Below are 24,959 nucleotides of genomic sequence, written 5' to 3'. Positions count from 1 at the left end.
CGTTTTATTGACTGATCGGTTGCCAGAATCGCAGTCTTAGGTGATCCTTCAAGAAATCGAAGGATCGCAATATGTTTAGGTTTCTATTAATTGCATTCGGTATTTGCGTATCTACTTCAGCGTTAACGCAAGAGTCGTCTGAAGATGTAGCGGCAAAAGATGACACCTCGGCGACCTCGTCCAGTCTGCTAACTGACGCTGAGTTGCAGACATTGGTCGCCCCGGTTGCTCTTTATCCCGACACGTTACTCATACAGATATTTGTCGCGGCAACCCAGCCATTGGAAATTGTTAAGGCTGAACGGTATTTGCTCGATAACGCCGACCGCGACCCTGTTGAACTGGAACCGGAAATCGATGCAATGGGATGGGATCCTTCTGTCAGTGTGTTGGCAACGGCGTTCCCCCAAGTTGTTGGTCAGATGGCCACCCATATCGACTGGACCGAGACAGTTGGCACTGCCATGTTGGCCCAGTCCGACGATGTGATGGATGCGGTGCAGGTCATGCGGGATCAGGCAATTAACAGCGGCGCTCTTGTTTCAGGGCCCGAGCAAACTGTCGAAGTGTCTGACGACGACAACGTAGTAATTACACCGACAGAACCCGAGACGGTATACGTTCCACAATACAATCCCGAGACGATTTATACTGGCCCGTCAACCGGGGATGTTGTGGGCGCCGCACTACTGACTTTTGGCGCTGTTGCCCTGATCGACGAAATTTTTGACGACGACGATGATTGGAACGACTACTGGGGGTGCCGAAATTGCGGTGGCTGGGGCGGCGGTCCGATTTATAGAAATCCAGACATCGACATAGACGTGGATGGCAACGTCAATATCGGCAATGATATAGATTTAGGTGACCGAACGGATATCGGATGGAACCCCGATCCTGACCGGCAACAGGAGGCCCGAAACAAAATAGCGGACCACAAAAGACCCGAAGGTGGCCGTAGCGACTTGCCGGTTAACCGTCCTGACGGTCGCACGGATGAGCTGCGTGCAAAGTTGAGCCGAGAATCCGGTGCTGCAGATATTAGCCGGGACCGCGGGGCGGCTGCAGCCGCAGTCGGTGCGGGTGCAGGGGCTGTAGCAGGCGGTGCCTTGGCGAACCGGAACAACGCTAATCGGGACAAGGCTGCCGCAAAGCAACAAGCCATTGATCGCACCAAACGTCCAGATTCAGCGAAAAAGCCAGTCGCACAAAGACCGCAGACCGCCAAGAAGCCGCAGGCGAAGAAAGCCGCATCGACGCAGCGCAAGCCCGCGGCATCCAAAGGGCAAGCGATGAAGAAAACGGCGTCCGGCGGCAGAACTCAAAGCGCGTCCAAGCGTGGACACGCCGCTAAAGGCAAGCGGAGACGGTAAGATGCGTAGATCATTATTTTCAATTTTGTTGCTTGCCGCGACCACAAGCCCGGCCCTCTCTGAAGGAGCCAGATTTGATACGCCGCAAACCGCACTGGATGCTTTTGTTGATGCGTTGAAGGCTAATGATCAGAGCAAGCTGATCGAAATTTTCGGGCCTGAAGCCGAGGATCTGGTTGGAACGGGTGATCCGACGGAAGATCAAGAAAGAAGGCAGGAAGTGCTTGGCATGTATGCCGAGGGGTATCGTTTCCGGCCTGAGGACGATGGCGTTGTACTTCTTCTAGGTGAAGACGGTTGGCCTTTTCCTATCCCAATTCTGCGTACAGATGACGGTTGGCGCTTTGACCTGGAGGCTGGGATCGAGGAACTTTCAGCTCGTGAAATAGGCTTGAATGAGTTGGAAGTGATCGAATTGCTTGAGGCCTATGTTGACCTGCAGGCAGCTTTCCGGCTTGTGGACCATAACGGGAATGGCGTTATGGAATTCGCTCAGACGATCATTTCCGATCCGGAAGAGCAGAACGGTCTCTTCTGGCCTGGAAAAGACAGCTTTGTCGGTGCAGCGCTTGCCCGCGCCGCAGCTTCGGGGTGGAGTGACGGTCAGGTTGACTATGAAGCCGAACCGTTTCTTGGCTATTATTACACAATCCTGCAAGAGCAGGGCCCTAACGCTCCAGGGGGTGCCTACCCCTATTTCGTCGGGGATCACTTTGTTGCAGGACATGCCTTGCTGGCAATACCGGCAGACTACGGAGAAACTGGTATTCATTCCTTTCTGGTAGGCGAAAACGGCATAGTCTACGAGGCAGATTTTGGCCCGGAGACACTCAGTATTGCATCTGAAATTTCTGCTTATGATCCAGACACGAATTGGTCACAGGTCGAGTAATATTTGGATTGAAAGTGTCGCTTAAGCTCTGCGCTTTGCTGAGGCCACTATTTGCGGTTCGTGTGACAAGCTTCAGTTCGATGGTTACGTGTACCCGAATAGGTTCAGCCAGGATCGCTCTTGCAACACCCATTGTGACTGCGAGCAAATTGCCCATCTTACGACTTGATCCATTCTTCTGCCTTCACACGTTTCGACTGAATGACTGAAAAGTCCGCAAAGCTGACAATAAACATTCCGCGTCTGTTCGGCGTCCTTTTCTCGTGGTGCCCCAAACTACACCACGCTAACCTCCGCCCAACCGCGACAGAGGATTCCCTGACCATGCCCTTCACACTTGCCACCTGGAACATCAACTCGGTCCGACTGCGCGAACCAATCGTGCTGAAACTGTTGGAAGAAGAAGCGCCGGATGTTCTGTGTTTGCAGGAATGCAAGTCTCCGGTTGAAAAGATTCCGACCGAAGGGTTCGCGGCGCTGGGCTATACCCACATGATTGCCCGTGGTCAGAAAGGATATAATGGCGTCGCCATCCTGTCCCGCCTGCCAATTGAAGAGGTGGGCGACAAGGATTTCGCTGATCTCGGTCACGCGCGCCACATAGCCGGTCGGTTGGAGAATGGTGTGACGATCCACAACTTCTATGTCCCCGCTGGCGGTGATGTGCCGGATCGTGAAGTGAATGAGAAATTTGGCCAAAAGCTCGACTATCTGACGGACATGCGCGATTGGTTCCACGCGGAAAAGCCGGAAAAATCCATCCTCGTCGGCGATCTGAACATTGCCCCTCGTGAGGATGACGTCTGGTCGCACAAACAATTGCTCAAGGTCGTCTCGCACACTCCGATTGAAGTGGAACATCTGGCCGAGACCCAGGACGCAGGTGGTTGGGTCGATATCACCCGGCAGGATATTCCCGAAGGGCAGCTTTTCAGCTGGTGGTCCTACCGGGCCCGCGACTGGGATGCGGCAGACAAGGGGCGGCGGCTGGATCATGTCTGGGCCACGCCCGATATTTCAAACGCGGGCCATTCCAGTCGCATTTTGCGCGACGCGCGTGGGTGGGAAAAGCCCAGCGATCATGCGCCGGTCTTTGCGACTTTCGACATTTGAACTGAAACTCTGCCCTTGGTTTCTGCGACAAGCGATTGCATATAGAGCGCAAGTTCGAACGAAAGAGTGATTGCCATGGACATCCTGAACGGCGCAGCCGCCCCAGCCACCGATCTGATCAAGGACGGGACCGAGGCCACTTTCATGGTCGATGTGATCGAAGCCTCGCAGGAAACGCCTGTTATCGTTGACTTCTGGGCACCCTGGTGCGGCCCGTGCAAGACGCTGGGCCCGATGCTGGAAGACGCGGTTACCGCCGCCAAAGGCGCGGTGAAGATGGTCAAGATCAACGTGGACGAGGCACAGATGATCGCCTCGCAGATGCGCATCCAGTCAATTCCAACGGTCTACGCGTTTTTCAAAGGGCAACCCGTGGACGGTTTTCAGGGCGCGCTGCCGGGGTCCGAGATCAAGGCTTTCGTGGACCGCGTGATCGAGGCGTCAGGTGGGGAAAGCCCGGGTGGCCAATTGGAAGATGCCGTAATAGCCGCCGAAGAAATGCTGAGCGACGGCGCAGCGGCAGATGCTGCGCAGACTTTTGCCGCCATTCTTGGCGAAGACCCGAACCACGCGGCAGCATATGGCGGGCTGGTGCGGGCACATATCGCCACTGGCGATCTGGAACATGCCGAGGCCATCCTGAACGGTGCACCCGCCGAAATATCCAACTCGGCCGAGGTCGAGGCTGCGCATGCGCAATTGCAGCTGGCCAAGCAGGCGGCTGATGCAGGTCCGGTGGCGGATCTGACAGCGGCCGTTGAAGCAGACCCCGAAAATCTTCAGGCCCGGTTTGATCTGGCGCAGGCCTTGCACGCGAACGGCGAAGTGGAAGAAGCCGTGGCGCAATTGCTGGAATTGTTCCGTCGGGATCGTGAGTGGGATGACGGCGCCGCCAAGACCCAGCTTTTCACGATCTTTGACGCGCTCAAGCCCAATGACCCGATCGTTCTGAACGGTCGCCGCAAACTCAGCTCGATGATATTTGCCTAATTTCTGATCAGAGCTAGAATTGGGACATGATGCATCCCGCCGACTTGCCGGACACCGTATCCGTTTTCCCCTTGCCCGGGGCGCTGTTGTTGCCCCGCTCGCGCTTGCCGCTTCACATCTTCGAGCCCCGCTATTTGCAGATGCTGGACGATGCCCTCAAGACCAAGGAACGGCTGATCGCGATGGTCCAGCCAAATCCTTCGGCCCATGATGAGAACAAACTGCACCGCATCGGATGTGTCGGGCGCGTGACCCAGTTTTCCGAAACGGAAGATGGCCGTTATCTGATCACGCTGACCGGTGTGTCCCGGTTCCGGGTGGTGTCAGAGCTGGACGCTTTCACGCCATACCGGCGATGCGAAGTCTCGTGGGACGGCTTTGACAGGGATCTTGGCAAGGCCGAACACGACGACAGGTTCAATCGCACCAAGTTCCTGGCTTTGCTGGAACGCTTCTTTTCGTCCCGGCAATTGTCCACTGACTGGGATTCGCTGAAAGATGCCGAGGATGAATTGCTGGTAAACTCACTGTCCATGCTGTTGGACTTTGACCCGGAAGATAAACAGGCCCTGTTAGAGGCCCCTTGCCTGCGCACACGGCGCGAGACGCTGATGACATTGATAGAATTCGCAATGCGAGGCGGATCGAATGAGGAGAAACTGCAATGATTGACCCTGAACACGCCTTTGATCGCCGTATGCTCGAAGCTCTGGTCTGCCCGCAGACGCAAACGACCCTGCGCTATGACGCCGAAAGGCAGGAACTTGTGTCACAGGCCGCTGGGCTGGCTTTTCCCATCCGCAACGGCATTCCGGTCATGCTGGTCGACGAGGCACGGCAGCTGGACTAAATTGGTTGCCCTTGCAGCAGCTTGGGCAAATCCCCGGTCAAACCCGCGGCTTCGCGGACGAAACCGCGCCGCAACCCCGGCAGTGCGCCGACAATTCCCATACCAACGTCGCGCCCAATGCGCAGCAACGGGTTGTCGTTCGAGAACAGCTTGTTGAAGACATCCGTTGCCATCGCAAGAGCTGCGGTGTCGAACCTGCGCCATTCCTGATAGCGTTCCAGCACCATAAGCGATCCGATGTCTTCGCCGCGCCGTCCTGCCAAGGTTAGAACCTCTGCCAACGCGCCGACGTCACGCAAACCGGCGTTCAGGCCCTGACCGGCAATCGGGTGCATCCCGTGGGCAGCATCCCCGACCAGTGCCAGACGATCAGCGATAAAGGAATTGGCGATGGTCAGGTTCAAAGGATAGGTGAAACGATCACCAGCCAGGTGGATGTCACCGAGGAAATCGCCAAACCGCGGGCGTAGCACTTGCAGATACTCATCCTCAGGCAGGGCGTTGATCTGGTGCGCGGCCTCGGTGCGTTCGCTCCATACAATGGAACTGCGATTGCCGGTCAGCGGCAGAATCGCCAAGGGGCCCGGCGGCATGAAGAACTGATGGGCAATGCCGTGATGCGGCAACTCGTGTTCAATGGCGCAGACCAGTGCGGTCTGGCCATAATCCCAACCGGTGCGCTTGATACCTGCGCGGTCCGCAGTGCCGCTGCGGCGACCGTCGCACCCGATCAGCAGTCTGCTGTTCATCGTCGAACCATCGTCCAGCGTCACGGTTACTCCAGTGGTGTCGGCTTGTTGCGACACAACAGTCTTGCCACTCAGCTGAGTGATGCGGGGCTCTTCGGCCATAGCGTCCATAAAGGCGCGGCGCAGGTGACGGTCTTCGACCATATACCCCATCGGACCTTCTTCTATTTCGGCATGGTCGAAATGCATGAAAAACGGTGACGGGCCTGTACCTGCGTGACCGTCCGTGACCTTGATTTCCAGCATCGGTTGTGCGTGTTCCGCAACACGGTCCCAGACGCCGATGGCAGCCAACAAGCGCTGTGATGCCAAGGCCAGGGCATAGGCTCTCCCGTCGAACGCCGCATTCTTGCGGACCTTCTCATCCAGCGCATCAATCACTGTGACCGAATGTCCGGTTTGTGCCAGAGCCAATGCCAAAGCCGGGCCGTTCAACCCGCCGCCCACGATCAGAATGTCAGATGCCTGTGTCATGCCCTGCAATATGCGCGCCCTTTCGGGATTGTCCATGTGCAGTCCTGTCGCTACCGTTCTTTCAAGCCAAAAAACAGGAGGGGGCAGGATGCAGGATTGGTTGACCATGACGGCGTGTGATTTGGGCCGTGGCATTGGGATGGGCCAGATCGATCCGGTTGAATTGACGGAAACCTACCTGTCCGCAATAGACGCCCATCCGCACCGCGACCGCATCTATGCCCGCGTCACCCATGACCGCGCCCGCGCCGAAGCCGAAGCCGCGCAGCAACGTGCGAAAATGGGATTGCGGCGATCGTTGCTGGATGGGGTTCCGATCAGCTGGAAAGACCTGTTCGACACTGCCGGCACCGCGACCGAGGCCGGGTCGGCACTTTTGAAAGACCGGGTGCCTGATGCGGATGCGCTTGTGGTACGCAACGCAACGCAGATGGGGACGGTCTGTCTGGGTAAGACGCATATGAGCGAACTGGCCTTTTCCGGCCTTGGCTTGAACCCGATCACCGAAACGCCCCCTTGTATCCATGATGAAACGGCGGTGCCGGGCGGGTCTTCATCTGGTGCGGGCGCGTCGGTTGCCTGGGGGCTGGCGGCTTGCGGGATCGGTTCCGATACCGGCGGTTCGGTGCGAATTCCAGCGGCATGGAATGATCTGGTAGGGTTGAAAACCACGGCCGGGCGGCTGAGCCTTGAAGGCGTGGTACCGCTCTGCCTGCGGTTTGACACTGTTGGGCCATTGGCGCGATCCGTTGAAGATGCAGCACATATGCTGGCCCTGTTAGAGGGCGGGGCACCTGCGGACCTGAGAGGCGCTTCGCTGAAAGGCCGTCGTTTTGCTGATTTGCAGAACATTGCCAAGGACGACCTGCGCGATGCCCCGCGAAGAGCCTATGACGAGGCCATTGCGAAACTTGCGGATGCAGGCGCTGAGATTGTTCCATTGGACGTGCCCGAGCTGAACGAGGCGATGACCCTGTCCAGCATCGTTTACACGACCGAGGCCTACGGGTTGTGGCGCGATGTGATCGAGGCCAACCCAGAGGCAATGTATCCCGAAATCCTGGAACGGTTCCGCATTGGTATGGGATATTCCGGCCCCGATTATGTCGCGGCCTGGGCCAAGCTCAAGGCGTGCCGCAGTGCCTGGGATGCGGCAACTGCCGGGTTCGATGCGGTTCTGGCACCCACAGCACCGATTTTACCGCCCAATCTGGACCGGTTGATGACCGATCACGACTATTACGTGACTGAAAACCTGCTGGCCCTTCGCAATACGCGGATCGGCAACCTGATGGGGCTTGCGGCGCTGACCCTGCCCACCGGAACGCCCAGTTGCGGGCTGATGATGATGGGGTATCCGAACTCGGAAGAGGCCCTGTTGAGGTTGGGGTCAGCGGCAGAATCGGCATTGGCCTGAATGCCACAATCCACTGATTCGGAACCTCTTTGTCTGGACGAAGAGGTATGCGGACTGTAATCTGCCAAAAAAACGGGGCGCAAATGACCCCGATATTGAGGCAGTAACATGGATTTTCCCGAGCGGTTTTCGAACCTACCGGAATATGCATTCCCGCGTTTGCGCGCCCTGTTGGATCACCATCAACCGGGCGGTGACGTCGTTCATATGACGATTGGCGCGCCCACGCATGATTTTCCGGCCTGGGTGACGGATGTCATCATGGAAAACGCGGCCGGGTTTCAGGGCTATCCGCCGAACGAAGGCTCGGAAGACCTGCGCGGTGCAATCTCGGGCTGGATCAAGCGGCGCTATGGGGTCGAAATGGACCCTGACGCCAACGTCATGGCGCTGAACGGCACACGTGAGGGGCTGTATAATGCGGCCATGGCGCTGTGCCCGGAACAGAAGAACGGCAAACAACCGATCATCCTGTGCCCGAACCCGTTTTATCAGGTCTACATGGTCGCGTCGATTTCGGTGGGTGCGCAACCCTATTTTGTTCCTGCAACCGCCGCGACAGGTCATCTGCCGGATTATTCCGGCCTGCCCGAAGATGTGCTGAACCGAACCGCGGTGGCTTATATCTGTTCCCCGGCCAACCCGCAGGGTGCAGTCGCGTCGCGCGACTATTGGGCTGACCTGATCCGTCTGGCCGAGGCTTATGATTTCCGCATCTTCGCCGACGAATGCTATTCCGAGATTTACCGTGACCAAGCCCCGACGGGGGTTCTGACCGTTGCGCAGGATCTGGGGGCTGATCCCGAACGGATCACGCTGTTTAATTCCCTGTCCAAACGCTCGAATCTGGCCGGTTTGCGCTCGGGCCTGATTGCAGGTGGACGAAAGTCCATCAACCAGGTGAAAAAACTGCGCACCTATGCCGGATCCCCACTGCCTTTGCCCTTGCAAGCCGCCGCCGCGCGCGTCTGGGCGGAAGAGACACATGTCGAGCAAAACCGCGCACTCTATCAGGAGAAATACGCCATTGCCGATAAGGTGTTTGCGGGCGTGCAGGGCTACATGTCGCCAGAGGCCGGGTTCTTTCTGTGGTTGCCGGTCGAGAATGGCGAGGACGCAGCATTGAAGGTTTGGAAGGAAACCGGGGTTCGGGTTCTTCCGGGCGCATATCTTTCACAAGGTGATCCGGGAAATAACCCGGGCGAAGGCTTTATCCGGGTTGCATTGGTAGCCCCAAAAACAGAGTTGCAGCGCGGTTTGATCACACTCCGCGACTGCATCTATACGTGAGGTACGAGGGCAAAATGGCATCATATAACGCGCGAAACCGCGACCCATTGCTGGACAGCACAACACAGGCAGCCCTGGAGCGACGCAGTAAGGAACTGATCGGTATCGCGCTGATCCTGTTGGGCTTGGCCGCGGCTGCGATGATCTGGTCCTATACGCCCGATGATCCTAATTGGATGGTTTCGACCGACGCGCCGGTGCAAAACTGGATGGGACGGGTCGGCGCGTCTATTGCAGCCCCCTTGTTCATGATCGTGGGCTGGGGAAGCTGGGGCATCGCGCTTGTTCTGGTCGGATGGGGTCTGCGTTTTGCGGGCCATTTCGGTGAAGACCGGGCCATTGCCCGCCTGATCTTTGCCCCGATCTGGATCGCTGTAGCCTCGGTCTATGCCGCAACCCTTGTTCCCGGTGCCGAGTGGCGTGCAACGCATAGCTACGGTTTGGGCGGTTTGTTCGGCGACACGGTCATGGGCGCGTTGCTGACGCTGGTGCCGATCTCTTCGCATTTTCTGGTCAAAATGATGTCGCTGGCCATGGCCGTCGGCATGACCACGCTGGGTGTTTTTGTGCTGGGCTTCACCAAGGCTGACGTGAAACGCGGCTTCCGCGCCTTCATCCTGGGCCTTGTGATGTCTTATGACATGCTGATGACGCTGATGGGGCGTGGTGCGGCCTCGGCCGCGCAAGCGGCGCGGGATCGCCGGGCGCAGTGGGAAGAACGCAAGCTCGCCCGCGCTGAAGCGGCTGAGGCGATGTTTGACGACGAACTGGTCTATGCCGACACTGTTTTTGAAGAACCTGAATTGGGGCGCCCTGAACCTCCGGTCAAATCAGGCCTGTTGGCACGAATGCCGTCACTTATCCGGCGCCCTGATCCAATGCCCGAGCCTGAGTTGGTGGATCCTGATCCGATCGCGGGCTTTGACGACATGCCCGGCGAAGATCGCATCCGCTCCAAAATCTCGGCCGCCGTGCGAAATCGCAAGGTTGCCGTGGGCGAAATGACACCCGAGCCGGATCCCGACCTGCCGCTGACCAAGGGTCGTGGACGCCGTCCCGATCCGCTGATCCTGAACCAGCATCCCTCGTCCGAACTGCCCCCCGAACCGCCGATGACAGCGTATGGGCTGCGCCCCGAGCCGCAGGTATCCGCTGGTGACACTCCAGAGGCGCAAGAGCCTGCTTTGATGGGTTATGAGGCCGGGACAGAACAGTACGACTACGCGTCCGAGTTGGATATCGATGATGAGTCGGTTTTTGAGGATGTCACCAACGCCGCGCCGCAACCGCGTCAGGCGATGAAGATCCCCGTGGCTGAACCGCGCAAGCCTGTGGTGGCGCAGCCCGTGCGCCGGACACCGTTGCCGTCTCGTCGTGCGCAGGCCGAAGCGCAACCAGCATTGTCCTTCGAGGAACGGCACTCTGACTTCGAACTTCCGCCTCTGGGCTTGTTGTCCAACCCCGCCAGTATCCAGCGCCATCACCTGAGCGATGAGGCCTTGGAAGAAAACGCACGGATGTTGGAAAACGTTCTGGACGATTACGGCGTCAAGGGTGAGATCGTCAGCGTACGCCCCGGCCCGGTCGTGACCATGTACGAGCTGGAGCCCGCCCCGGGCCTGAAAGCCAGCCGTGTGATCGGTTTGGCAGACGATATTGCGCGCTCGATGTCGGCGCTGTCGGCGCGGGTTTCGACCCTGCCGGGCCGCTCGGTGATCGGGATCGAACTGCCGAACGAAAACCGCGAGATGGTGGTTCTGCGCGAAATCCTCGCCAGCCGAGACTTTGGCGATGGCAACCAGGCGTTGCCGCTGGCGTTGGGCAAGGATATCGGCGGTGAATCCGTTGTGGCGAACCTGGCCAAGATGCCTCACCTGCTTATCGCCGGGACCACGGGTTCGGGTAAGTCGGTGGCGATCAACACGATGATCCTGTCGCTGCTTTACAAGCTGACGCCGGATGAATGCCGTCTGATCATGATCGACCCCAAGATGCTGGAACTGTCGGTTTACGATGGCATCCCGCATCTGCTGTCACCCGTTGTGACCGATCCAAAGAAGGCGGTTGTCGCCCTGAAATGGGTCGTGGGCGAAATGGAAGACCGCTATCGCAAGATGTCCAAGATGGGCGTGCGCAACATTGCGGGCTACAACGGCCGGGTGAAGGACGCGCTGGCCAAGGGCGAGTTGTTCAGCCGCACGGTGCAGACCGGGTTTGACGATGAAACTGGTGAACCAACGTTCGAGACGGAACAATTCGCGCCCGAAGCGATGCCCTATATCGTCGTCATCGTCGATGAGATGGCCGATCTGATGATGGTCGCGGGCAAGGAAATCGAAGCCTGCATTCAGCGTCTGGCGCAAATGGCGCGGGCTTCGGGCATTCACCTGATCATGGCCACACAGCGCCCCTCGGTTGACGTGATTACCGGCACAATCAAGGCCAACTTCCCTACGCGGATTTCGTTCCAAGTGACGTCGAAAGTCGACAGCCGCACCATTCTGGGCGAGATGGGCGCCGAACAACTGCTGGGGCAGGGCGACATGCTTTACATGGCCGGTGGCGCCAAAATCACCCGTTGCCACGGACCGTTTGTGTCGGATGAAGAGGTAGAGGAGATCGTCAACCACCTGAAACAATTCGGTCCGCCCGATTACGTGGGCAGCGTTCTGGACGGACCGGCCGAGGACAAGGTCGACAACATTGACGCCGTTCTGGGGCTGAACACTGGCGGCAACACGACCGGAGAGGACGCGCTGTACGATCAGGCGGTGGCAATTGTGATCAAGGATCGCAAATGCTCGACCTCTTATATTCAGCGAAAACTCGCCATCGGGTACAACAAGGCGGCGCGTCTTGTTGAGCAAATGGAAGACGAAGGTGTTGTTTCGTCAGCAAATCATGTCGGGAAACGCGAAATCCTCGTCCCCGAGCAATAGGATATTTAATAACAAGGGCAGACAGCCTATCTGTACGGTATGAAACAGATTGCTTTTGCCCTTGCTTTGACACTGGCCTCACCCGCCGCATGGGCGGCGGAAAAACTGCCGCTTTCGCAAATCTCAGGTTACCTGAACGGTTTGAAAACGGTTCAGACAACGTTCACGCAGGTGAACGATGATGGCTCGTTGAGCACCGGACAGCTGTGGATGCAGCGCCCGGGCAAGATGCGGTTCGAATATGACCCGCCCAACAGCGCTGTGGTGCTGGCGCGATCAGGCAGTGTTCAGATCTTCGATCCGAAATCGAACCAGCCACCCGAGCAATACCCGCTGAAGCGCACGCCTCTATCCATTGTGCTGGCACGCAACGTGAATCTTGATCAGGCCAATATGGTTGTCGGCCACAGCTTTGACGGCACGGCCACAGTGGTCACCGCGCAAGACCCCAAGAACCCTGAAGCAGGCCGGATTGAACTGATGTTCACCGATAATCCAGTCGAGCTGCGCAAATGGGTGATCCATGACAACGCCGGCAGCCAGACCACCGTTCTTTTGGGTGCGTTGACCGAAAGCAATGGTCTTGATCAGGGTCTTTTCTCGAACAAGGAAAGACGCGGGTCAGTCAATCGCTGACCCGCTTTTTGCTGGTCAATACCGGCAGTTCGCCAACTGTGCCTGATACAGTTGCGCGCGCGCGTCCACGTCATTGGCCACGCTCAACAACCACGACTTGCTGTTGTGGGTGCCGCGAGCGTACCCCGTGTGACCTTCGTGATAGGCCAGGTATTGATTGCGTGTGTCGCCGGGGTGGATGCCGTTGCGCTCATAGCTTTTGTTCATATACCAGCCGATGAAGTCCGAGGCATCGCGGATTCGATCCCGCTTGGCCCGGCGCTTGCCGGTTTCGCGCTGATATTGATCCCAGGTGCCGTCCAGTGCCTGGCTGAACCCATAGGCGCTGCTTTGCCGCCCCATCGGGATCACGCCCAGTACGTAACGGTGCGGGGTACGCGCGTCGTGGCGATATCGGCTTTCCTGATAAATCGTGGCCATCTGAACGTGAACCGGAACACCCCATTTCTGCTCGGTGCTTTTGAAAGCCTTGATAAAATCCGGTCGTTCGTGCGCAATGCTGCACGCGTCGTTCAGTTTGCTGGGCGGTTGTTTTGACCCGCCGCCACAGGATGCCAAAAGCAGCACCCCGAAGAGTACGATAAGAATTCTGCTCATGTGCCTCATGCCTTTTTTTGTTTATTCTAGCGCAGATTGAGCTCTGAGGAAATCACAATCGCTATAAAACAACGGCAAGAATTATGGGTAACGCCGCCACGGAAAGTACGGTGGACACCATGACCATGCCGGCAACGGCATCGGAATCGGCTTCAAATCGTTCTGCCAACAAGTATGAGGTCACAGCGACCGGTGTACAAATTTGCAATACCAGAACGCCAAAGGCGACACTGTCCAGATCAAACAACACCCCAATCCCCCAGCCCAACGCAAAGCAGACGATAAGTTTCAGGACTGACAGCCAGAGCGCTTGCCCCAGACTACGCGAGGTCAGGCGGGCGATTGCCACACCCACCGTGACTAACATCAGCGGAACAGCCATTTGCCCCAAAAGCTCTAACGTGTTGGTTAGAAATGTCGGAGTTTGCCACCCCTGCCACAAAAACACCGCACCCAGAATGGTCGCCCATGCCATCGGCTGGCGTAAGACCTGTCCCCATGCGCCTTTTCCGGCGACTAGGTAGATCCCATAGGTGAAAGAAAACAGCGCGGTTACAGACAGAAAGATGACCGCGTAACCCAAACCAATTTGCCCGAACGCAAAGATACATAGCGGAAGGCCAAGATTGCCGGTATTGCCGAAAATCAGCGGTGACAGGTACGTGCGCTGATCCAGTTTCAATCCGCGAACAATTAACCAGAACACCCCAGCCAGCAGAAGATTTGCGACCAGAGTTGCCGACGTGAAACGCGACAAATCTCCGCCCGGAATGTCGGTTTGCATGAGTGCAACAAAGATCAGACTGGGCATTGCCAGCGTCGTTGCAAAGCGTGTCACAAATTGCAGCCGGTATTCGAACCCCAGTTTGACCCACGTAAAGCCAATGGCCGCCAAGAGAAAAACCGGGGCCACGATTTCGAACACTGTCAGTATTAGGTTCACAGACTGTTTCCCTGAATTTCACATCAATGATTGGCATTTCGGGCCAAAAACCGTTAGTAAATGCGGTGGGGGCCGAAACAATGTTAAAGACACGCGCGAAATACGGATTGGGCCAGGTGGTCCGTCACAAGAAGCACCCTTTTCGAGGGGTGATTTTTGACGTGGACCCGGAGTTTTCGAACACAGAAGAATGGTATCAGGCCATTCCGGAAGACAGCCGTCCACGGAAAGAACAGCCGTTCTACCACCTGTTGGCAGAGAACGACCAATCCTTCTATGTTGCTTATGTTTCAGAACAAAATCTGGTTGCAGACTATTCTGGAGAGCCGGTTGAACACCCGGATATCTCCAACATGTTCGGCCCGTTCGAAGACGGTGCTTACCCTCTGCATTTCCAACTGAATTAGGTTTGGCGAACCGGTCGGCATTGTACTGCCGCTGATCAGTATCCAAGGGCGCACCCATCCTTGCGCGGGTCGCTGGCACCTTCCAAAACACCGTCTTTTCGGATTCGGATCGCTTGCGCTCCTCCAACTGGCGTTTCTGGAATTTCAATATTGTGTCCAATTTCAGACAATTGTTTCGCTACCTCTTCGGAATAGCTCCGCTCTAGTTTCAGGACATTCCCATCGAAAAAGGCGCGCGGCGCGTTGATGCTTTCCTGTAGCTCCAGCCCAAAGTCCCTAAGGTTCGAAACGAAACGCGCGTGCCCGGTCGGTTGATAAGCACCGCCCATGACGCCGAATGGCATCGTGACACGGTCATTCTCGGTCAACATCCCCGGTATGATCGTGTGCATCGGGCGCTTGCCGCCAGCCAGTTCATTGGGGTGACCCGGCTGAAGTGTGAACCCTGCGCCCCTGTTCTGAAGCAAGATACCGTATTTCTCGGATGCGATCCCTGATCCAAAGCCATGAAAGATCGAATAGATCAGCGACACAGCCATTAGGTCGCGATCGACCACCGTGATATAGATCGTGTCCTTGTGAATGGCTTCCGTCAAAGGTGCTGCTGCGGGCATTGCGCGTTTTGGGTCAATCAGTGCAGCCAGCCTGACCGCAACATCCAAATCAAGAAACCGCTCGGCCCGTGCGACATGATCGGGATCCGCAATGAACCGGTTGCGCGCGTCATAAGCCAGCTTGGTGGCTTCAGCCTCGATATGAACCCGTTCCGCTCCAAATGGATCTATACTGGCCAGATCGAATTGCTTTAGAATGTTCAGCAACAGGATCGCGGTCGCACCTTGGCCGTTTGGGGGGTGTTCGACCAGATCAACACCCTTGTAGGCCCCGCGCATGGGCTGTGTTTCAGTGCACTTGGTGCAGTGAAAGTCTTCGGTGGTGTGGACACCTCCGCGTGCGGACAGGGCCTGGATCATATCCTCGGCAATGTCTCCTGAATAAAATGCGTCGCGTCCCTGACTGGCGATCCTGCGCAAGACCTCAGCCTGACCGGGAGCGCGAAAGATCTGCCCGATCGCTGGTATCTGCCCATTGATCAGATAATGGTCACGCGCAGCACCCTGCAATGTGGCCGCCCCCGTTTTCCAGTCAAAAGCAACCCGAGGGGCCACCGGAACGCCAGCCTCGGCATAGTGGATTGCGGGTTCCAGAATCGCGCCCAGCCCCAATCGCCCTTCGGTTTCTGCAAGGTGACAGAAGGCGTCCACGGCACCGGGAACAGTCACTGCATCCGGACCGTTCAACGGTACAGATGACAGGCCCATTTCCCGCAAGGGCTGCGCCCGCGCGGCGGCCGGTGCGCGACCCGATCCGTTCAATGCGCGTATCTGGTTTTCGCCCGCACGGCTGAACAAAACGAAACAATCACCCCCCAACCCGGTCATCTGCGGTTCGCAGATGCCAAGCAGAACCGCGCCTGCTATCGCGGCGTCCATGGCGTTGCCGCCGCGCTCAAGAAGATCGATTGCCACTTTAGCGGCTAGCGGGTGCGACGTTGCGCACATCCCCCGCGTTGCAAAAACTTCCGACCGGCCAGGTTTGTGCAAATCACGCATGGTGGGTTCTTTCTCCTTCAAACAAGGGAAAGCTATTCTCTGATTGCCGGTTGTCCAGTCAATTCAAGTTGGGGGGGAGATCCTCGGCGCCGTTCACTGGGTGGGGGCTGTGATAATTGGCGCCGAGGGAAGCTATCTGAGCTACGAGTCACTGTATGGCGGCGATTTGCGGCGCGACAATGTTTCGAAAATGGCGTTATTGTGGCCAATTGCGGCTGATTACCCGTTCTTGTCAAAGTTAAATCGCAGGGATAGCCGATTGCACCCGTCGCGACGCTCATAACAGATATCGCTGGTCAGTTGATGAATCAGGAACCAGCCGAACCCGCCTTCGGGCAAATCCTGAATGCGGGTTCCCAGTGGTGCCGGCGTTCCGTCTGGTGGTTCGTAGCCGGGCAATGGATGGCCCGTGTCCGAAATCAGAATGTCCAGCTGGTTTCTGTCCAATCGGCATGTCACCTGAACCCCGGCCGGGGCCACGCCCATATAGGCATGTTCCACAACGTTGTTGATTGCTTCTGCCAGTGCGATCTTGACATCGTCCGCCTTGTGCGGCGGCAACCCTCGTTTCGCCAGTCCGGCGCTGAGTTTCGCAATCCCCGCGCTGGCTTCTGTTTCCGTTGCGGGAAAGCTCAATTCCAGGCAGGTCGCGTTACAAATGGGCTCCACGTTGTCGCACTCCTACTGTTGTCACCTGTCTGGTTCCGACAGGGCGTCATCCAGTGTTGCAAACAACCTGAACACGGTATCCATGCGCGTCAGGCGAAAGACCTTTTCCACCACGGGCTGCGGGCCTGCCAGATCAAGCCTTCGGTTCAGCCCCAGTTGTTTCATGGACGCTACGATTGCGCCCAGTCCGCTTGAATCGATGAACTCGACGCCTGAAAGGTCCAGGACAACCCGATCGGCGCAGGCCTCGGTCTCTGCGCGCATGTCTTCTTTGAACTGAATGGCCATCGCAGCGTCGATCCGGTCAGAGTGAACCGTGATAATCTGTGTCGTTCCGTCTGATGTGCTGGTCAGCCCCATGGTCCGGCTGCCTCCAATCTGAAAATGAGTCGTAGAAATACGCTAGACGCGAATTCTTACCATTCGGTATTCAAGGGCCGGACGACAGGAGGATTATCCGGATGAGAGATGTTGTTATTGCAGGTGCTGCCAGAACACCAATGGGTGGTTTTCAGGGCATGTTCGACGGTGTCGCAGCATCCGAGCTTGGCGGCGCAGCGATTCGTGCCGCGTTAAAGCAGGCAGGGGCGCAGACGGTTGAGGAGGTGTTGATGGGATGTGTCCTGCCCGCAGGTCAGGGGCAGGCTCCGGCGCGCCAGGCGGGTTTCGCGGCGGGCTTGGGTGAGGAGGTTCCCGCCACCACGCTGAACAAGATGTGTGGTTCCGGGATGAAGGCGGCGATGATGGCCTTCGACCAGATCGCATTGGGTCATGCAGATACAATGGTCGCCGGAGGTATGGAGAGCATGACCAACGCGCCCTACCTGCTGCCGAAAATGCGGGGTGGCGCGCGCATCGGTCATGGTCAGGTGATCGACCACATGTTCCTTGACGGGCTGGAAGACGCCTATGACAAGGGCCGCCTGATGGGAACCTTTGCCGAAGATTGCGCCGAGGCGTATCAGTTCACCCGCGAAGCGCAGGACGAATATGCCTTGAAATCCTTGTCCAACGCACTTTCCGCGCAAGAAAGCGGTGCTTTCGAGGGCGAGATCGTCCCCGTCACAGTGCGCACGCGTAAGGGTGAGGTCGTACAGGTCACTGATGAGCAACCCAAATCCGCCCGTCCCGAGAAAATTCCGACACTGAAACCGGCTTTCCGCAAGGACGGGACAGTGACCGCCGCCAATTCCTCGTCAATTTCCGACGGCGCGGCGGCGCTTGTTCTGGCATCGGCTGAAACGGCAGAAGCGCAAGGACTGACAGTTCGGGCCCGGATTTTGGGACATGCCAGCCATGCTCAAGCGCCCGGACTTTTCACGACTGCACCAGTTCCGGCGGCGCAAAAGCTTCTGTCCCGCATCGGTTGGAACAAGGATGATGTCGACCTGTGGGAGGTCAACGAAGCCTTCGCAGTTGTGCCGATGGCTTTCATGCACGAAATGGGATTGCCGCGCGACAGGGTAAACGTAAATGGCGGGGCCTGCGCCTTGGGCCATCCTATTGGCGCATCTGGCGCCCGTATTCTGGTCACTTTGTTGAACGCGCTCGAGAAACGAAATCTCAAGCGGGGGGTTGCTGCAATCTGTATCGGCGGCGGTGAAGGAACAGCTATCGCGATCGAACGCATTTGACCCTTCATCTTTTTCGAAATACTCCGGGGGTTCGGGGGCGGCGCCCCCGAGTTTTCCAAGGGGTTCGGGACCTATGACCGTCGATTACAGCGCGCTGGCAAGTACAATTGCAGCATTGACCGAAGGCGAAAACGATCAGGTTGCCCTGATGGCTACCGTTGCTTGCGAGGTCCACTATTCCGACGACCGTTTCGACTGGACCGGGTTTTACCGGGTGACAGAACCGGGCTTGCTTAAAATTGGCCCGTATCAGGGTGGCCATGGCTGCCTCGTCATCCCGTTCGAACGCGGCGTCTGCGGGGCGGCAGCGCGCACCGGCGAAGTGCAACTGGTGCCTGATGTGGATGCGTTTCCGGGTCACATCGCCTGCGCCTCGTCCACCCGATCCGAATTGGTTCTGCCGGTCCGGAACGCATCGGGCGAGCTGATTGCAGTTTTCGACATCGACAGCAATCAACCCGACGCGTTCTCAACCGAAGACGCGGATAACCTGTCCGCGATCCTGTCAAAGACCTTCGCGCAAGCCTGATTGATTTTCGGTCTGTACAAGGTGCGTCTACCGGTTTCCTCTTTTCGATTTCGCTCGGGGTTTGATAAAACAGGAAAGCCCGAACCGTATTGGATTAACCATGGTCCCAGGCCATTTCCGAACTCCGCGCCTCTCGGTTCGCAACTGGAAGGTTGAACTCGCCGATCCGCGATTGCGGGTTCGGCTTGAAGATGATCTTGCAGCGCTTCTGACCCCTGAGGTCCTGAAACACCTGCCGCCCCCGATGCAGTTGCAGGGCCGGGAGATTTCGAACTGGATTGATGAAAGACGTGCTGAAAGCGATATTCTGCTTGCGCGCCAAAGCCGCGGTAACCACCTGATCGGCCTCATGGTGTTGGCCATGAGTTCTGACACTGAAGCAATTCCAAGCCTTCACATCGGCTATTTGATTGCTCAAACCGCTTGGGGGAATGGTTACGCCCCCGAGTTGCTGCAAGGCTTGCAGGACGCATTGACGCCTGGGCCTGCCGTGCGTCTCATTGCCGGGGTCGGGCGTGACAATCCAGGTTCAGCCCGCGTTCTGGAAAAAACAGGCTTTACGCTTTGGCCGGAGCGCGCCTCGGACACCGCCGATATTTATGTTTACCATATTAGCTGAGTGACCGAGCCGTCAGGGCATTGCCAATCCGAAATATGGATTCACGTGAAAAAATGCTTGGAAATTTCATGAAATCGAGTCATCGTGAAAAAAGAGGTGAAATTTTCACGAACGTTGGAGCTATCCTTGAACAGTCAGGCCCCGCAAAGTGCGACACTCGGTGCTGATATCCGCGCGCTGCGCAAGGCGCGAGGATTGACGCTGAGTGATATTGCGATCCGGTTGGACAGGTCTGTGGGCTGGCTCAGCCAAGTTGAGCGTGACATGTCCGAGCCGTCGATTTCGGACCTCAGGCAGATCGCGGAATGCCTTGGCGTCCCCATGTCGATGTTGTTTGCGCATTCGGCGGCACCGGCGGACGAGCAGGGATATGTCGTGCGTGCCGGCTCGCGCCGCCCCATGGGGTCGGGCGAGGAAGGGTTGATCGAAGAGCTGCTTTCGCCGGATCTGACCGATGATTTTGAAATGGTGCATTCCACCTTCAAACCCAACTCGCAGATGCAGACACCGGCCAATCGCCCGACACAGGAAGTCGGATACATGATCTCGGGCAAGCTGGACCTGACAATCGGGGGACGCGCGTTCACGGTTGGGCCGGGTGACAGCTTTCGATTCCGACATGAACCCTATCAATGGGCCAACCCTTATGATGAGCCCGCTGTAGCCATCTGGGTTATCGCCCCGCCGGTTTATTGATGTCGTTCGAGGCCTGGACCATATTCGCGTTGTTCTGGGTGGTTTTCGTGACCACCCCGGGTCCGAACGCGGTCAATTGCATCTCGAACGGGATGAGCCTTCCGTTTCCAAAGGCGATGCTAGGCGTATTGGCTATTCTCACGCAGGCCAGCGCCTTTCTGATCCTGTCTGCGCTGGGTGTGACCGCCCTGATCGCCGCATCGTCGACCGGGTTCTTTGTCGCCAAGTTGATTGGTGCGGGATTTTTGATCTGGTTGGGGATTCGCGGCTGGATGAATGCGACAAAACCTGCACCAGCCTCCGAGCGTCCTGCGCGACATGTCTATCTGCACGCGCTTGCAGTGGCCACGATCAATCCCAAAAGCGTCGCCGGATACCTGGCCGCGTTTTCGCAGTTCGTTCAGCCCGAGGTCCCGATCTGGCAGCAGATGGGGGTTATCATGCCGACCGCGCTGGTCATCACCACACTCAGCTACACCGGCTTTACGGCGCTGGGTGCCTTGATGGGCAGGGCAGCGCTGAGCGCAGTGTTCAATATCTGGGTGCGCCGGATCATGGCGGCCTGTTTTGTCATCTACGGTGTGTTGTTGGGAACCAGCACCACACCCGCAATAAGGGGGTAGTCAGATGCACAAGGGATCCTGCCTTTGCGGCTCGGTCGCGTTCACGATCAACGGAGACATGTCGCCGCCTTCGGTCTGCCATTGCGGACAATGCCGCAAACAGTCGGGCCATGTCTGGGCTTCGGCTTCGACCCGTCAGGACAACCTGAGTTTCTCGGCCAGCGACACGCTCAGCTGGTATCGCGCGTCTGACATCGCCCGGCGCGGATTTTGCAGCAGCTGTGGCTCGTTCCTCTTCTGGCAACACAACCAAGAGGACACGATTTCGATTTCCATGGGCGCGCTGGACGCACCCACAGGTTTAAAGCTCTCAAAGCACATCTTCGTGGCTGACAAGGGCGACTATTACGACATTACGGACGATCTGCCTCAAGAGGCGCAGTAACAAGGATCAAAACGCATGAGTGATTTTCCAACAAAAGCCCGCGTGGTCATTATCGGAGGCGGTGTGGTGGGGGCTTCCTCGCTGTATCACCTTGCCAAGAAAGGCTGGACCGATTGTGTTCTGCTGGAAAAGAACGAACTGACTGCCGGGTCGACCTGGCATGCTGCAGGGAACGTTCCGACCTTTTCGACCTCATGGGCGATCATGAACATGCAGCGCTACTCGACCGAGCTGTATGCGCGTCTGGGTGAGGAAGTCGATTACCCGATGAACTACCACCAGACCGGTTCGATCCGACTGGCGCATTCGAAAGAACGTGTGCAGGAGTTCGAGCGCGCCATGGCGATGGGCCGCTATCAGGGTATCCCGATGGAAATGTGGACCCCGGAAGAGGCGAAAGAGCGCTATCCCTTCCTGGAAACGCACGATCTTGAGGGTGTTCTCTACGACCCGACGGATGGTGATATCGATCCGGCGCAGCTGACCCAGGCGCTGGCCAAGGGCGCGCGCGATATGGGGCAGAAGATCATCCGTTTCTGCCCGGCGACTGGCGTGACGCAGCATAATGACGACACCTGGACCGTGCACACGGACAAAGGCGATATAGCCTGTGACTATGTTGTGAACGCAGCCGGGTACTATGCGCAGCGCGTGGGCGAATGGTTCAAGCCCTTCGGTGGCCGCACCGTTCCGGCAATGGTCATGAGCCACCAGTACCTGCTGACCGATGAAATCCCCGAGATCGAAGCATGGACCAAGCAAAGCGGTGCCAAACTGCCGCTGCTGCGTGATGTGGATGTTTCGTACTACCTGCGGCAGGAAAAGAATGGCTTCAACCTTGGTCCTTACGAGCCCAACTGCAAGGGCCACTGGATGACCGAAGACGATCCGATGCCGGATGATTTCAGCTTTCAGCTGTGGAATGACGATCTGGACCGCATCGAAGATATCGTCACCGATGCGATGGAGCGGGTGCCGCTGATGGCAACCTCGGGCGTTGGACGCGTCATCAACGGGCCGATCCCCTACGCGCCTGACGGGCTGCCTTTGATCGGCCCGATGCCCGGTGTGAAAAACGCGTTCGAGGCGCATACTTTCACCTTCGGCATCGCGCAGGGCGGTGGCGCAGGCAAGGTTCTGGCCGAGTGGGTCGTTGATGGCGCGACCGAATGGGATATGTGGGCCGTCGATCCGCGCCGCTATACCGATTACACCGATCAGGATTATTGCAACCAGAAAGGCATGGAAGTTTATGGCAACGAATATGCCATGCACTTCCCGCACCATGAATGGCCTGCCGCACGAAACAAGAAGCTGTCGCCCGTGCATGACAAGGTGATCGCGCACGGCGGTGTCATGGGGGCCTATAACGGCTGGGAACGCGCCAACTGGTTTGCACAGCCCGGTGATGACACCTCGCTCGACGCGACCCACACCTGGGGACGGTCCGGTCCGTGGGAACAGCGGATCAAGGAAGAATGTGAGGCCGTGCGCGATCATTGTGGCGTGTTGGACCTGCCGGGCTTCTCGCGGTTCATGGTCAAGGGTGACGGCGCTGCCGAAGCTCTGCGCGGCCTCGCAACCGGCGGGCTGCCAAAGGTTGGCCGGATGAACCTCATCTATATCTCGGACGACCGTGGCCGCATCCTGACCGAAATGTCCTGCATCCGGCTGGGAGAAGAAGAGTTTATCATGATCACGGCGGCAACTGCGCAATGGCATGATCGTGATATCTTGATGAAGGCACTGCCTGCCGGGGTCTCAATCGAAGATGTCACCACCACACGCGACACTCTGATTGTGACCGGCCCGAAATCGCGTGAGATCCTGTCGTCTATGGCCGACGCCGATCTGACGTCGGGATGGCTGACCCATCAGTCCGCCACCGTCGCCGGCCAACCCGCCTATCTGATCCGCGTTTCATTTGCCGGTGAACTGGGATGGGAGGTGCATGCACTGAACGAACACATGCCTGCGATCTACGACGCGATCATCGATGCCGGTGCCAAGCCGTTCGGGATGTATGCGCTGAACTCGCTGCGAATCGAAAAGGGGTACCGCGCCTGGAAAGGCGATTTGTCGACCGACTATTCCCTGCTTGAAGGCGGGTTGGAACGGTTCGTCAAGCTCGACAAACCGCAGGACTTCCCGGGCAAGGCCGCAATCCTGAACGAAAAGCAGCAAGGCGTGAAAAAGTCCTTCGTCACCCTGACCGTTGATGCGGGCGATTGTGACGCGCCGTATATGTCCTGCATCTGGCAAGGCGATGAGATCGTCGGCGAAACCACATCCGGCGCGTGGGGCTACCGTGTTGGTAAATCCATCGCGCTGGGCATGATCCGGGCCGAGCTTGCCAATCCCGGAACTGAGCTTGAGGTCGAAATCTACGGTCAGAAATGCCGCGCTGTTGTAGAGCTGGATCAACCGCTCTGGGATCCCGAGAACGAGCGGTTGCGGGCGTGACGCGTTTGGCGACCATGTCCGGCGTCTATCTGACCGGCCATGGCGGGCCAGAGGCGCTTGAATGGCGCGACGATATCCCAGTCCCGGCCCCTGGGCCGGGGCAGGTGCTTGTTCGGGTCGCCGCGGCAGGTGTCAATAACACGGATATCAACACGCGGATCGGCTGGTATTCATCGAATGTCACCGGCGGGACGGATGCCGTCGATCAGGATGTTGAAGCCGGAGGGTGGGGCGGTGCACTGAACTTTCCCCGCATTCAGGGCGGCGATCTGTGCGGGATCGTTGAAGAGGTCGGGTCAAACACGGGGTTCAAAAAGGGCCAGCGTGTGACTTGCCCGATCAATTTACCGCGTCCGTGCCCTGGCTACCCACAGGGCTTTATGGCGCTTGGGTCTGAGATTGATGGGGCTTTTGCCCAATACTGTCTGGTTGAAGCAAATGACCTGTATGACGTAAGTGCTTCACCCCTTTCAGACGTGGAAATTGCGGCCATTCCCTGTGCCTTTGGTACTGCCGAAAACCTGCTGACGCGCGCGGGCGTGACGGCAGGGCAAAAGGTTCTGATCACCGGTGCGTCAGGCGGCGTCGGTCTGGCGGCGGTGCAGCTTGCTGCGCTGCGCGGGGCGTCGGTTTGGGGTGCGACAGCGGCAGCGAAGGCAGAGGTCGTCAAATCCCAAGGCGCGTTGGGCACATTTGGCCGGGATGAGCTGCCGCCGCAGGATATGTTCGACGCGGTCATAGATGTGGTTGGCGGGCCCGCATGGGCATCGCTGATCCTTGCCCTGAAACCCGGCGGGCACTACGCCGTTTCGGGGGCAATCGCCGGGCCGATTGTCGAGGCTGATCTGCGGGACATCTATTTGCGCGATATCACCATTCACGGCTGCACGCATCAGGCACCCGAAGTCTTTGGCCGCCTTGTGGAGTTGATGATTTCCGGACGGATCAAGCCACTGGTTTCCCGAACCTACCCGTTGAAGGATATCGCCCGCGCACAGGCTGATTTTCAGGCAAAGACCCTTCCGGGTAAACTCGTTCTGCTGCCTTAAGGAGTAAGG

25 protein-coding genes are annotated in these 24,959 nt (G+C 57.8%); 19 read left to right on the top strand and 6 right to left on the bottom strand.

Annotated elements, in window-relative coordinates; all coding sequences use genetic code 11:
- Nucleotides 1-71: 71 nt before the first annotated feature.
- The 6 genes from ACR0LL_RS16500 (at nucleotide 72) to ACR0LL_RS16475 (ending at nucleotide 5,218) form a co-directional block, all read left to right on the top strand.
- A complete protein-coding gene (locus ACR0LL_RS16500) occupies nucleotides 72-1,373 on the top strand; it encodes a DUF3300 domain-containing protein (RefSeq protein ID WP_480588305.1) in 1,302 nt (433 codons plus the stop codon).
- Nucleotides 1,339-2,265, top strand: a complete 927-nt coding sequence (locus tag ACR0LL_RS16495) for a DUF2950 family protein (RefSeq protein ID WP_480588303.1) — start codon at nucleotides 1,339-1,341, stop codon at nucleotides 2,263-2,265. Before ACR0LL_RS16500 ends, ACR0LL_RS16495 begins: the two co-directional genes overlap by 35 nt.
- 324 nt (nucleotides 2,266-2,589) lie before the next feature.
- A complete protein-coding gene (locus ACR0LL_RS16490) occupies nucleotides 2,590-3,378 on the top strand; it encodes an exodeoxyribonuclease III (protein ID WP_267364327.1) in 789 nt (262 codons plus the stop codon).
- Nucleotides 3,379-3,453: 75 nt separating this feature from the next.
- Complete coding sequence (gene trxA / locus ACR0LL_RS16485; RefSeq protein ID WP_480588301.1) at nucleotides 3,454-4,368, top strand: thioredoxin; 915 nt, start codon at nucleotides 3,454-3,456, stop codon at nucleotides 4,366-4,368.
- Between the two features lie 26 nt (nucleotides 4,369-4,394).
- A complete protein-coding gene (locus tag ACR0LL_RS16480) occupies nucleotides 4,395-5,036 on the top strand; it encodes an LON peptidase substrate-binding domain-containing protein (protein WP_480506416.1) in 642 nt (213 codons plus the stop codon).
- Nucleotides 5,033-5,218 (top strand): Trm112 family protein, encoded by a 186-nt coding sequence (locus ACR0LL_RS16475; protein WP_480588299.1) that lies wholly within the window; start codon nucleotides 5,033-5,035, stop codon nucleotides 5,216-5,218. Before ACR0LL_RS16480 ends, ACR0LL_RS16475 begins: the two co-directional genes overlap by 4 nt.
- On the opposite strand, the gene ACR0LL_RS16470 is transcribed toward ACR0LL_RS16475, so the two are convergent.
- Nucleotides 5,215-6,477 (bottom strand): FAD-dependent monooxygenase, encoded by a 1,263-nt coding sequence (locus ACR0LL_RS16470; RefSeq protein ID WP_480588297.1) that lies wholly within the window; start codon nucleotides 6,475-6,477, stop codon nucleotides 5,215-5,217. The two genes, ACR0LL_RS16475 and ACR0LL_RS16470, sit on opposite strands and share 4 nt — an antisense overlap.
- 52 nt (nucleotides 6,478-6,529) lie before the next feature.
- On the opposite strand from ACR0LL_RS16470, the gene ACR0LL_RS16465 reads away from it, so the two are divergent.
- The 4 genes from ACR0LL_RS16465 (at nucleotide 6,530) to ACR0LL_RS16450 (ending at nucleotide 12,723) form a co-directional block, all read left to right on the top strand.
- The gene (locus ACR0LL_RS16465) at nucleotides 6,530-7,858 is read left to right on the top strand and encodes an amidase (protein WP_480588295.1); all 1,329 of its coding nucleotides are present in this window, start codon (nucleotides 6,530-6,532) and stop codon (nucleotides 7,856-7,858) included.
- 108 nt (nucleotides 7,859-7,966) lie between these two features.
- Nucleotides 7,967-9,148 carry an aminotransferase class I/II-fold pyridoxal phosphate-dependent enzyme gene (locus ACR0LL_RS16460; protein WP_480588293.1) on the top strand — a complete coding sequence of 394 codons (1,182 nt, stop codon included), beginning with the start codon at nucleotides 7,967-7,969 and terminating at the stop codon, nucleotides 9,146-9,148.
- 14 nt (nucleotides 9,149-9,162) lie between these two features.
- Nucleotides 9,163-12,087 (top strand): DNA translocase FtsK, encoded by a 2,925-nt coding sequence (locus tag ACR0LL_RS16455; RefSeq protein WP_480588291.1) that lies wholly within the window; start codon nucleotides 9,163-9,165, stop codon nucleotides 12,085-12,087.
- A gap of 39 nt (nucleotides 12,088-12,126) precedes the next feature.
- On the top strand, nucleotides 12,127-12,723 hold the full coding sequence (locus ACR0LL_RS16450) for a LolA family protein (protein WP_267365658.1): 597 nt from the start codon (nucleotides 12,127-12,129) through the stop codon (nucleotides 12,721-12,723).
- Nucleotides 12,724-12,738: 15 nt separating this feature from the next.
- On the opposite strand, the gene ACR0LL_RS16445 is transcribed toward ACR0LL_RS16450, so the two are convergent.
- Both ACR0LL_RS16445 and ACR0LL_RS16440 read right to left on the bottom strand, forming a co-directional pair.
- Entirely contained in the window at nucleotides 12,739-13,320 is a 582-nt protein-coding gene (locus ACR0LL_RS16445) for a transglycosylase SLT domain-containing protein (RefSeq protein ID WP_209504968.1), read from the bottom strand.
- 61 nt (nucleotides 13,321-13,381) lie between these two features.
- Nucleotides 13,382-14,263 carry an AEC family transporter gene (locus ACR0LL_RS16440; protein ID WP_480588289.1) on the bottom strand — a complete coding sequence of 294 codons (882 nt, stop codon included), beginning with the start codon at nucleotides 14,261-14,263 and terminating at the stop codon, nucleotides 13,382-13,384.
- A gap of 80 nt (nucleotides 14,264-14,343) precedes the next feature.
- On the opposite strand from ACR0LL_RS16440, the gene hspQ reads away from it, so the two are divergent.
- On the top strand, nucleotides 14,344-14,670 hold the full coding sequence (gene hspQ / locus ACR0LL_RS16435; RefSeq protein WP_209598336.1) for a heat shock protein HspQ: 327 nt from the start codon (nucleotides 14,344-14,346) through the stop codon (nucleotides 14,668-14,670).
- A 35-nt stretch (nucleotides 14,671-14,705) separates the two neighbouring features.
- On the opposite strand, the gene ACR0LL_RS16430 is transcribed toward hspQ, so the two are convergent.
- From ACR0LL_RS16430 to ACR0LL_RS16420, 3 genes are all read right to left on the bottom strand, one after another.
- On the bottom strand, nucleotides 14,706-16,283 hold the full coding sequence (locus ACR0LL_RS16430) for a gamma-glutamyltransferase family protein (RefSeq protein WP_480588287.1): 1,578 nt from the start codon (nucleotides 16,281-16,283) through the stop codon (nucleotides 14,706-14,708).
- 219 nt (nucleotides 16,284-16,502) lie between these two features.
- The gene (locus ACR0LL_RS16425; protein ID WP_480588285.1) at nucleotides 16,503-16,952 is read right to left on the bottom strand and encodes an ATP-binding protein; all 450 of its coding nucleotides are present in this window, start codon (nucleotides 16,950-16,952) and stop codon (nucleotides 16,503-16,505) included.
- 21 nt (nucleotides 16,953-16,973) lie between these two features.
- Entirely contained in the window at nucleotides 16,974-17,312 is a 339-nt protein-coding gene (locus ACR0LL_RS16420) for an STAS domain-containing protein (RefSeq protein ID WP_480484099.1), read from the bottom strand.
- Nucleotides 17,313-17,413: 101 nt separating this feature from the next.
- Between ACR0LL_RS16420 and ACR0LL_RS16415 the strand changes: the two genes are divergently transcribed.
- From ACR0LL_RS16415 to ACR0LL_RS16380, 8 genes are all read left to right on the top strand, one after another.
- Nucleotides 17,414-18,586 carry an acetyl-CoA C-acyltransferase gene (locus ACR0LL_RS16415; protein WP_480588283.1) on the top strand — a complete coding sequence of 391 codons (1,173 nt, stop codon included), beginning with the start codon at nucleotides 17,414-17,416 and terminating at the stop codon, nucleotides 18,584-18,586.
- A gap of 73 nt (nucleotides 18,587-18,659) precedes the next feature.
- A complete protein-coding gene (locus ACR0LL_RS16410; RefSeq protein ID WP_480588281.1) occupies nucleotides 18,660-19,115 on the top strand; it encodes a GAF domain-containing protein in 456 nt (151 codons plus the stop codon).
- A gap of 100 nt (nucleotides 19,116-19,215) precedes the next feature.
- On the top strand, nucleotides 19,216-19,734 hold the full coding sequence (locus ACR0LL_RS16405; protein ID WP_480588279.1) for a GNAT family N-acetyltransferase: 519 nt from the start codon (nucleotides 19,216-19,218) through the stop codon (nucleotides 19,732-19,734).
- Between the two features lie 126 nt (nucleotides 19,735-19,860).
- On the top strand, nucleotides 19,861-20,430 hold the full coding sequence (locus tag ACR0LL_RS16400; RefSeq protein WP_267365885.1) for a helix-turn-helix domain-containing protein: 570 nt from the start codon (nucleotides 19,861-19,863) through the stop codon (nucleotides 20,428-20,430).
- Entirely contained in the window at nucleotides 20,430-21,053 is a 624-nt protein-coding gene (locus ACR0LL_RS16395) for a LysE family translocator (RefSeq protein WP_480588277.1), read from the top strand. Before ACR0LL_RS16400 ends, ACR0LL_RS16395 begins: the two co-directional genes overlap by 1 nt.
- A 4-nt stretch (nucleotides 21,054-21,057) precedes the next feature.
- On the top strand, nucleotides 21,058-21,438 hold the full coding sequence (locus ACR0LL_RS16390) for a GFA family protein (RefSeq protein WP_480588275.1): 381 nt from the start codon (nucleotides 21,058-21,060) through the stop codon (nucleotides 21,436-21,438).
- A 15-nt stretch (nucleotides 21,439-21,453) separates the two neighbouring features.
- Nucleotides 21,454-23,901, top strand: coding sequence for a GcvT family protein (locus ACR0LL_RS16385; RefSeq protein WP_480588273.1), 2,448 nt, complete (start codon nucleotides 21,454-21,456; stop codon nucleotides 23,899-23,901).
- Nucleotides 23,902-23,915: 14 nt separating this feature from the next.
- Nucleotides 23,916-24,950 carry an alcohol dehydrogenase catalytic domain-containing protein gene (locus tag ACR0LL_RS16380; protein ID WP_480588398.1) on the top strand — a complete coding sequence of 345 codons (1,035 nt, stop codon included), beginning with the start codon at nucleotides 23,916-23,918 and terminating at the stop codon, nucleotides 24,948-24,950.
- The last annotated feature ends 9 nt before the right edge of the window (nucleotides 24,951-24,959 follow it).

This window comes from Ruegeria sp. AI2, assembly GCF_056541275.1.
The sequence above is the reverse complement of the archived record's forward strand: the minus strand, read 5'-3'. Positions and strand labels throughout refer to the sequence as shown.

Excerpts from the sequence above, each read along its gene's own strand:
- ACR0LL_RS16500 (WP_480588305.1), top strand. The coding sequence starts at position 72 with ATGTTTAGGTTTCTATTAATTGCATTCGGTATTTGCGTATCTACTTCA.
- ACR0LL_RS16490 (WP_267364327.1), top strand. The coding sequence starts at position 2,590 with ATGCCCTTCACACTTGCCACCTGGAACATCAACTCGGTCCGACTGCGC.
- trxA (WP_480588301.1), top strand. The coding sequence starts at position 3,454 with ATGGACATCCTGAACGGCGCAGCCGCCCCAGCCACCGATCTGATCAAG.
- ACR0LL_RS16480 (WP_480506416.1), top strand. The coding sequence starts at position 4,395 with ATGATGCATCCCGCCGACTTGCCGGACACCGTATCCGTTTTCCCCTTG.
- ACR0LL_RS16475 (WP_480588299.1), top strand. The coding sequence starts at position 5,033 with ATGATTGACCCTGAACACGCCTTTGATCGCCGTATGCTCGAAGCTCTG.
- ACR0LL_RS16470 (WP_480588297.1), bottom strand. The coding sequence starts at position 6,477 with ATGGACAATCCCGAAAGGGCGCGCATATTGCAGGGCATGACACAGGCA.
- ACR0LL_RS16465 (WP_480588295.1), top strand. The coding sequence starts at position 6,530 with ATGCAGGATTGGTTGACCATGACGGCGTGTGATTTGGGCCGTGGCATT.
- ACR0LL_RS16460 (WP_480588293.1), top strand. The coding sequence starts at position 7,967 with ATGGATTTTCCCGAGCGGTTTTCGAACCTACCGGAATATGCATTCCCG.
- ACR0LL_RS16455 (WP_480588291.1), top strand. The coding sequence starts at position 9,163 with ATGGCATCATATAACGCGCGAAACCGCGACCCATTGCTGGACAGCACA.
- ACR0LL_RS16450 (WP_267365658.1), top strand. The coding sequence starts at position 12,127 with ATGAAACAGATTGCTTTTGCCCTTGCTTTGACACTGGCCTCACCCGCC.
- ACR0LL_RS16445 (WP_209504968.1), bottom strand. The coding sequence starts at position 13,320 with ATGAGCAGAATTCTTATCGTACTCTTCGGGGTGCTGCTTTTGGCATCC.
- hspQ (WP_209598336.1), top strand. The coding sequence starts at position 14,344 with ATGTTAAAGACACGCGCGAAATACGGATTGGGCCAGGTGGTCCGTCAC.
- ACR0LL_RS16430 (WP_480588287.1), bottom strand. The coding sequence starts at position 16,283 with ATGCGTGATTTGCACAAACCTGGCCGGTCGGAAGTTTTTGCAACGCGG.
- ACR0LL_RS16420 (WP_480484099.1), bottom strand. The coding sequence starts at position 17,312 with ATGGGGCTGACCAGCACATCAGACGGAACGACACAGATTATCACGGTT.
- ACR0LL_RS16415 (WP_480588283.1), top strand. The coding sequence starts at position 17,414 with ATGAGAGATGTTGTTATTGCAGGTGCTGCCAGAACACCAATGGGTGGT.
- ACR0LL_RS16410 (WP_480588281.1), top strand. The coding sequence starts at position 18,660 with ATGACCGTCGATTACAGCGCGCTGGCAAGTACAATTGCAGCATTGACC.
- ACR0LL_RS16405 (WP_480588279.1), top strand. The coding sequence starts at position 19,216 with ATGGTCCCAGGCCATTTCCGAACTCCGCGCCTCTCGGTTCGCAACTGG.
- ACR0LL_RS16395 (WP_480588277.1), top strand. The coding sequence starts at position 20,430 with ATGTCGTTCGAGGCCTGGACCATATTCGCGTTGTTCTGGGTGGTTTTC.
- ACR0LL_RS16390 (WP_480588275.1), top strand. The coding sequence starts at position 21,058 with ATGCACAAGGGATCCTGCCTTTGCGGCTCGGTCGCGTTCACGATCAAC.
- ACR0LL_RS16385 (WP_480588273.1), top strand. The coding sequence starts at position 21,454 with ATGAGTGATTTTCCAACAAAAGCCCGCGTGGTCATTATCGGAGGCGGT.
- ACR0LL_RS16380 (WP_480588398.1), top strand. The coding sequence starts at position 23,916 with ATGTCCGGCGTCTATCTGACCGGCCATGGCGGGCCAGAGGCGCTTGAA.